This window comes from Pseudomonas sp., assembly GCF_035554175.1.
Taxonomy (GTDB): domain Bacteria; phylum Pseudomonadota; class Gammaproteobacteria; order Pseudomonadales; family Pseudomonadaceae; genus Aquipseudomonas.
Genome location: NZ_DATMIV010000055.1, coordinates 120,464 through 128,030, shown reverse-complemented (window position 1 = coordinate 128,030; position 7,567 = coordinate 120,464). Strand labels below are relative to the sequence as shown.

Below are 7,567 nucleotides of genomic sequence, written 5' to 3'. Positions count from 1 at the left end.
ATGAATTCCTTATCGGCGCTTTGGGTAGAAGGGGCGGGAGGAGAAGTCTCCCACGGTCTGTACTGGTCAGAGTCAGAATCGAGTCTGTAGTCCCGCCCACCCCTTCAAGTCTAAACATACAAGCGAGCCTGCTCGCGAAGGGGCCATGCCAGGCCATGCGAAAACTTCAGGCAGAAATGCTGACCAGACTCAACAAGTGCCCATCCTGCACCCCGAACTGCGCCTCCAGCTCCGAACCCTTACGCCATTCGCTGGATAAATCAGTCAACAACCGCAGCCTGACCTGACCCGCCTCAGTCCATTCGAGCACTTCGGCATGCTCGAAATAAAAGCGCTGCTGCACGATCGGATACAGCGCCTTGAACAAACTCTCCTTGACCGAGAAGGTCAGGGTCACCAGCAACGCCAGCTGATCCTGCGACCCAGCCGTCATGCGCTGCAGTTCCGCCGGCGTGAGGATTTCCCCGGCCAGGCGTTCGGCACGCTCGTGGCTCAGCAGGTTTTCCAGATCCATGCCCAAGCCCCGCCAGTGCTGTTTGTTGGCGACAATCGCCGCCGCGCGCCCGGTGCTGTGAGTGATCGAACCGCAGATATGCGCCGGCCAGACCGGTGCGCGGTCTTCGCCGATCGGCGGCACGATGTTCAGGCCTTCCAGTTGTTGCAGCGCAGCGCGGGCACAAATGCGGCCGGCGAGAAACTCGGCCTGACGCTTGGCCACCGAGCGCTGAATGCTCGGTGGCGCCAGCACAGCACTGCGCTGAAAGTCATCACCGAGCAGTTGCGCCGGATTGAATTGGGTGCTGAACAGCACGGTGTCGGGCAACCGCATCGGCAACGGCCAGTGGCTGTCGAGCGCGGTGCAGCAGGCGGGCAGGGCGGGGGTGGCATTCATGGCGGGCATTTTGCCGGTTAGTCGGGGCAAGGTCGAGATCGGTGGTGAAGCTATCGCGAGCAGGCTCGCTCCCACAAGGGATTTTCTGTGCGAAGCAGATCCAGTGTGGGAGCGAGCCTGCTCGCGAAGGCCGCGCCTCGGTCGTTACTGACTCAACTGAAAATCTTCTTGAAGAACGCCTGCATGTCCGCCCACGACTTTTCATCCGCCGCCTTGTTATAGCCAATATCCGGCCCACCATGCTCGCCATGGCTCAGGCGATCGGCATCCGGGTTGCTGAAGCCATGCTTGGCGCCGTCAAGGCTGACAAACCTGTAATCCGCACCAGCCTTGTCCATTTCCGCCTTGAACGCGGTGACATTGTCCTGAGTGACCATGCTGTCCAGCGCGCCGTGCTCAACCAGAATCTTCGCCTTGACGCTGCCCGGGGTCGCCGGAGTCCTGGTGGCCAATGCGCCATGGAAACTCACCACGCCGGCCAGCGGCACGCCCTGACGCGCCGCGTTCAGCACTACGCCGCCACCGAAGCAATAGCCGATGGCGGCGATTCTGTTCGGGTCGGTCTGCGCTTGCTTCTTCAACAGATCGAGTCCGGCGGCGAAACGCTTGCTCGCCGCATCGGCATCTTTGGTCGCGGCCTGCATGAAGGCCATGGCGTCTTTTGGATGCTCGGTGTTTTTGCCTTCGCCGTACATGTCGATGGCCAGGGCGCTGTATCCGAGTTCGGCGAGATCGCGCGCGCGACGCTTGGCGTAATCGTTGAGTCCCCACCATTCGTGCACCACGACAACGCCTGGGCGTGGGCCTTTTATGGCGTCGTCATAAGCGTAATAGCCAATCAACTTCGTGCCATCGGCGCTTTGATAGGGGATTTCTGCGGTTTTGATCGCAGCCTGGGTGAAGCTGGTGACCGCCAGCAAAGTGAGAGCGAGGAACAGGCGCATGATCGGGTCTCCTTATCGAAAGTGGTCAGAACAGCCTAGTCGATCTGGTTCAGGTCAGGTTCAGAGACGGTTCAGGGGCGGTACAGGGGGGGCTCAGTAACCTTGCGCCATACCCAAACAGCACTGTGAAAGAGGAAATACCCATGACTCGTTTAAACAAACTGCTGCTGGCTTTTACCTTGTTAGGCTCCAGCATCGCGGCCAACGCCGATGACACCAGCAACTTCGCCGGCCTGACGTTCGGCCAGACCAGCGACAAGATCAACAAGTCCCACGCACTGAACAATAACCTCGGCCACCCCAACGCCACGGGGGCCATCGACGGCAATAACACCTACGGCGTACGCCTCGGTCAGCAGAACAGCCAGGGTCGCTACTACGCCACTTACGACAACGTTTCCGGCTCGCACAATGGCGTTAAACTGCGCCAGGAAAATCTGCTGGGCAGCTACGACCTGTTCTACCCGGTGGGCGGCAGCACCAAATTGTTCGGCGGCGCCACGGCCGGTCTGACCAAGCTGACTCAGGACTCGCCAGGCTTCAGCCGTGACAGCGACATCGGTTACGCCGTCGGTGGCCAGTTCGGTGTATTGCAGCAAGTTTCGCAGAACACCTCGGTGGAACTCGGTTACCGTTACCTGCGCAGCAACGCCAGCACCGAAATGAAAGAGAGCGGCGGCAGCAAGCAGGGCTCGCTGGACTTGACCAGCAGTGCGCAGACCTACCTGTCGGCCAACTACTATTTCTGAGCGATGGCCGCCGATTGAAATGTGGGAGCGAGCCTGCTCGCGAAAGGGGTTTGTCAGCCGACACTTGCTTGGCTGGTCCACCGTATTCGCGAGCAGGCTCGCTCCCACAGGTTGCGTCTGGAGTGTTCAAGTGATGGGGAGAAAGGCATGAAACTGTTGGTCGTCGAAGATGAGGCGCTGTTGCGTCATCACCTGCAAACCCGCCTGACGGAGAGCGGCCACGTGGTCGAATCCGTGGCCAATGCCGAGGAGGCGCTGTATCAGACCGGACAGTACAACTTCGATCTGGCGGTGATCGACCTCGGCCTGCCGGGCATGGGCGGCCTCGACCTGATTCGCCAGTTGCGCTCGGGCGGCAAGACCTTCCCGATCCTGATCCTCACCGCGCGCGGCAACTGGCAGGACAAGGTCGAAGGTCTTGCCGCCGGTGCCGACGATTACGTGGTCAAGCCATTCCAGTTCGAAGAGCTTGAGGCACGCCTGAACGCGCTGCTGCGCCGCTCCAGCGGTTTCACCCAGTCGACCATCGTCGCCGGGCCGTTGCTGCTCGACCTCAATCGCAAACAGGCCAGCCTCGATGAACAACCGCTGGCACTGACCGCCTATGAATACCGCATCCTCGAATACCTGATGCGTCACCATCAGCAAGTGGTGCCCAAGGATCGCCTGATGGAACAGCTTTACCCGGACGACGACGAGCGCGATCCGAATGTGATCGAAGTGCTGGTCGGGCGTCTGCGGCGCAAGCTCGAGGGCCCGGCCGGGTTCAAGCCGATCGACACCGTGCGTGGCCTCGGTTACCTGTTCAATGAGCGCTGCACTTGATCCGTTCCCTTCGCGTTCGTCTGATGCTCGCCGCCACCACGTTGGCGGTGTTGTTCATGCTCGCCTTGCTGCCGGCGATGCAAGGCGCGTTCAGCCTCGCCTTGCAGGATTCGATCGAGCAACGCCTGGCCTCGGACGTCACCACGCTGATCTCCGCCGCACGCGTGGAAAACGGTCGGCTGGTGATGCCATCGCAACTGCCCGACGAGCGCTTCAACCTCACCGACTTCCGTTTGCTCGGCTACATCTATGACCGCGACGGACATCTGGTCTGGCGGTCGAAAGCCACTCAGGAAGAGCAGATCAACTACAAACCGCGCTACGACGGTCTCGGCAACGAGTTCGCGCGGATTCGTGAAGCCAGCGGGCAGGAGTTCTTCGTCTACGACGTCGAAGTCAAACTGCTCGGCGGCAAAAGCGCAGCGTTCAGCATCGTCGCCCTGCAACCGGTACGTGAATACGAAACCACTCTCGCTGGTCTGCGGGAAAATCTCTATCTGGGCTTCGGCGCGGCGTTGCTGGTGTTGCTGGCGTTGTTATGGATCGGCCTGACCTGGGGCCTGAAAGCCTTGCGGCGCCTGAGCCAGGAACTCGACGAAATCGAAGCTGGCACTCGCGAAAGCCTCACGGAGAAACACCCGCGCGAATTACTGCGCTTGACCGGCTCGCTCAACCGTTTGTTGCTCAGCGAACGCCAGCAACGCAGCCGCTACCGCGATTCTCTCGACGACCTCGCCCATAGCCTGAAAACCCCGCTGGCGGTGCTGCAGGGGGTCAGCGAGGACATGGCTCAGCGTCCGGAAGATCGCGATCAGGCCTGGGTGCTGCAAAGCCAGATCGAACGTATGAGTCAGCAGATCAGCTACCAACTGCAACGGGCCAGCCTGCGCAAGAGCGGCCTGGTGCGCCATCAGGTACGCCTGCAACCGGTGCTCAAAAGCCTGTGCGACACGTTGGACAAGGTCTACCGCGACAAACACGTGCAGGTAACGTTTGATCTGCCCGAACATTGCTACGTGCCGATCGAGCAGGGCGCTTTGCTGGAAATGCTTGGCAACCTGCTGGAAAACGCCTACCGCCTGTGCCTGGGCGAAGTGCGCGTCAGCGTGCGCGAATCGCTCGCCGGGATCGAGTTGTGTGTCGAGGACGATGGGCCGGGCGTGCCACTTGACCAGCGTGCGCGGATTCTCGAACGCGGCGAACGCCTGGATGCCCAGCATCCGGGGCAGGGGATTGGACTGGCGGTGGTCAAGGACATCATCGAAAGCTACAACGCCCGGTTGGCATTGGGCGACTCGCCGATGGGCGGGGCGGCGTTCAGGATTCATTTTCCTGTGGTTTGAACGTTGTCAGCACAGGCCTCTTCGCGAGCAGGCTCGCTCCCACATTTGCAATGCAATCCTCCTGTGGGAGCGAGCCTGCTCGCGAAGGCGTCTGACTTCACAACTCCTGCGCCCGATAAGCCCCCGGTGTCAGCCCGGTCCATTTCTTGAACGCCCGGTGAAACGCCGACGGCTCGGAAAATCCGAGCTGCTCGGCAATTTGTTGCAACGACAGCTCCGCCCGCCCCAGATGATAGATGGCGATATCCCGCCGTAGCTGATCCTTGAGCTCCTGAAAACTCGTGTCCTCCTCGCGCAAGTGCCGGCGCAGGGTTTGCGGGCTGAGGTGCAGATGCGCTGCGACGGCCTCCAGATCCGGCCAGTGTGCAGGGTCGCGGCTGAGCAGACGGCGCAAGCGGCTGGTCAGGCTGTGGCCGTCGTCCGGGCGTGACAGCAGGTCGGCGGGGGAGCGTTCGAGGAAATGTTTCAGCGTGCGCTCGTCCTGCAACAGCGGCATGGCCAGGTAGCGACTGTGAAACAGCAGGCTGCTGTGTTCGCGGTCGAAGCTCAGCGGGCAGGGGAACAGCAGGTCGTATTCGCTGCCGTGTTCCGGGCGCGAATAGCTGAAGGTCGCCTGTTCGAGGCGAATCCGCTGGCCGATCAGCCAACTGCCGAGGCGGTGCCAGATCACCAGCAGGCTCTCGGTCAGGAAGTGATCCGGATCCCACAACCGCGCGTCGTCGAGGCTCAAACGCACCCATTCGTCTTCGCGGCTCAGGGTCAGGCGCGGGGCGTCCGGGAATAAGCTATAAAACAATAACCCGCGTTGCAGAGCCTTCTCCAGGTTGCGGCAGTGAATCGAGGCGTGGCACATCATGGCAAAACTGCCGGGTTTGCTCGGCGCACTGCCCAAGCCAAGGTATTCGTCGTCCAGCGCCAGCCACAATTGTTGAATCAGCCGGGTGAATTGCTCCGGGGCGATTCGCGCGCGGGGTTCGTCGAGCAGTTCCGCACTGATGCCCAGTTGTTGCAACAGGCCCGAATAATCGAAACCGCGGCGGCGGGCACCGCCGAGGGCGGCACGGGCGAAATGGCTGGCGATGGTGCGTTCGCGCATAAACGGCAATCCTTGTTCAAGCGACGATCGTAACGACGGGGCTGGTGCGCAACAAGGCGGATTTCCGCCAAATTGCAGGACACCGAACGCCCTGTTGGCGGAAATCCGCCACAGTCAGGTCACTATTTGGTAAACGGAAATTCCCCTGGACCCTGATATCAAAAGGCTTGCTGCCCATCGCACCAATCTGGCACGACGTTTGCGATACAAGCGACAGAAGCGTGCATTAAACCCGCCCGGGAAGGTGCCGCTCCAACAACAAATCCCTCCAGTGCAGGAGGGTTCGCAATTAAGGTTCGGCGCTCGACAGATGGATGTTGCCCGCTGAACGCTTGAGGAAACCTGCAATGACGACTCGTCAGCCACTGTACAAATCCCTGTATTTCCAGGTGATCGTTGCCATCGCCATCGGCATCCTGCTCGGTCACTTCTACCCGCAGACCGGTGTGGCCCTCAAGCCACTGGGTGACGGGTTCATCAAGCTGATCAAAATGGTCATCGCCCCGATCATCTTCTGTACCGTTGTCAGCGGCATCGCTGGCATGCAGAACATGAAGTCGGTAGGCAAGACCGGCGGTTATGCGCTGCTGTACTTCGAAATCGTTTCCACCATTGCCCTGCTGATCGGTCTGGTCGTGGTCAACGTTGTGCAACCGGGCGCCGGCATGCACATCGACGTCACCACCCTCGACGCCTCGAAAATCGCCACCTACGTGACGGCCAGTAAAGACCAGAGCATTGTCGGTTTCCTCCTCAATGTGATCCCGAACACCATCGTCGGCGCCTTCGCCACCGGTGACATCCTGCAAGTGCTGATGTTCTCGGTGATCTTCGGCTACGCCCTGCATCGCCTGGGTGCGTACGGTCGTCCGCTGCTGGACATGATCGATCGCTTCGCCCACGTGATGTTCAACATCATCAACATGATCATGAAACTGGCGCCAATCGGTGCGCTGGGCGCCATGGCGTTCACCATCGGTGCCTACGGTGTCGGTTCGCTGGTGCAGCTGGGTCAACTGATGATCTGCTTCTACATCACCTGCGTACTGTTCGTTGTGCTGGTGCTGGGTGCGATCTGCCGTGCTCACGGTTTCAGCGTGTTCAAACTGGTGCGTTACATCCGTGAAGAGCTGTTGATCGTGCTGGGTACGTCCTCGTCGGAATCGGCACTGCCACGCATGCTGATCAAGATGGAGCGTCTGGGCGCGAAGAAATCGGTGGTGGGTCTGGTGATCCCGACCGGTTACTCGTTCAACCTCGACGGTACTTCGATCTACCTGACCATGGCCGCCGTGTTCATCGCCCAGGCGACTGACACGCACATGGACATCACCCACCAGATCACCCTGTTGCTGGTGCTGCTGCTGTCCTCCAAAGGCGCAGCGGGTGTGACCGGTTCGGGCTTCATCGTGCTGGCGGCTACCCTGTCGGCGGTGGGTCACCTGCCGGTTGCCGGTCTGGCGCTGATCCTCGGTATTGACCGCTTCATGTCCGAAGCCCGCGCGTTGACCAACCTGGTCGGTAACGCCGTAGCGACCATCGTCGTGGCCAAGTGGGTCAAGGAACTGGACACCGATCAACTGCAAACCGAGCTGGCTTCCGGCGGTCGCGGGATCTCCGACGAGCGTGAAGAAGACGACCTGGGTGTGGCTGAAGGCCCGACCCCGAGCAATGTGAAGTAAGCATTGCTTGAACAGAAAAACCCGCTTCGGCGGGTT

The 7,567-nt window shown here is 60.6% G+C and carries 7 protein-coding genes; 4 read left to right on the top strand and 3 right to left on the bottom strand.

Going from position 1 to position 7,567, the window contains the following annotated elements:
* Nucleotides 1–166 precede the first annotated feature (166 nt).
* Both VNV36_RS24970 and VNV36_RS24965 read right to left on the bottom strand, forming a co-directional pair.
* The gene (locus VNV36_RS24970; RefSeq protein ID WP_325721602.1) at nt 167–892 is read right to left on the bottom strand and encodes a 4'-phosphopantetheinyl transferase family protein; all 726 of its coding nucleotides are present in this window, start codon (nt 890–892) and stop codon (nt 167–169) included.
* 152 nt (nt 893–1,044) lie between these two features.
* The gene (locus VNV36_RS24965) at nt 1,045–1,836 is read right to left on the bottom strand and encodes a dienelactone hydrolase family protein (RefSeq protein ID WP_325721600.1); all 792 of its coding nucleotides are present in this window, start codon (nt 1,834–1,836) and stop codon (nt 1,045–1,047) included.
* 143 nt (nt 1,837–1,979) lie between these two features.
* Between VNV36_RS24965 and VNV36_RS24960 the strand changes: the two genes are divergently transcribed.
* The 3 genes from VNV36_RS24960 (at nt 1,980) to VNV36_RS24950 (ending at nt 4,753) form a co-directional block, all read left to right on the top strand.
* A complete protein-coding gene (locus VNV36_RS24960; RefSeq protein ID WP_325721598.1) occupies nt 1,980–2,585 on the top strand; it encodes a hypothetical protein in 606 nt (201 codons plus the stop codon).
* A 147-nt stretch (nt 2,586–2,732) separates the two neighbouring features.
* On the top strand, nt 2,733–3,410 hold the full coding sequence (locus VNV36_RS24955; RefSeq protein ID WP_064364845.1) for a response regulator transcription factor: 678 nt from the start codon (nt 2,733–2,735) through the stop codon (nt 3,408–3,410).
* Nucleotides 3,407–4,753 (top strand): ATP-binding protein, encoded by a 1,347-nt coding sequence (locus VNV36_RS24950; protein ID WP_325721595.1) that lies wholly within the window; start codon nt 3,407–3,409, stop codon nt 4,751–4,753. Before VNV36_RS24955 ends, VNV36_RS24950 begins: the two co-directional genes overlap by 4 nt.
* A 97-nt stretch (nt 4,754–4,850) precedes the next feature.
* Here the strand turns inward: VNV36_RS24950 and VNV36_RS24945 are convergent, their stop codons facing one another.
* Nucleotides 4,851–5,849: an AraC family transcriptional regulator gene (locus tag VNV36_RS24945; RefSeq protein ID WP_325721593.1), complete on the bottom strand. Its 999-nt coding sequence runs from the start codon at nt 5,847–5,849 to the stop codon at nt 4,851–4,853.
* A gap of 347 nt (nt 5,850–6,196) precedes the next feature.
* Here VNV36_RS24945 and VNV36_RS24940 point away from each other — a divergent pair, with 347 nt between their 5' ends.
* Entirely contained in the window at nt 6,197–7,531 is a 1,335-nt protein-coding gene (locus tag VNV36_RS24940; protein ID WP_325721591.1) for a dicarboxylate/amino acid:cation symporter, read from the top strand.
* Nucleotides 7,532–7,567: the final 36 nt, after the last annotated feature.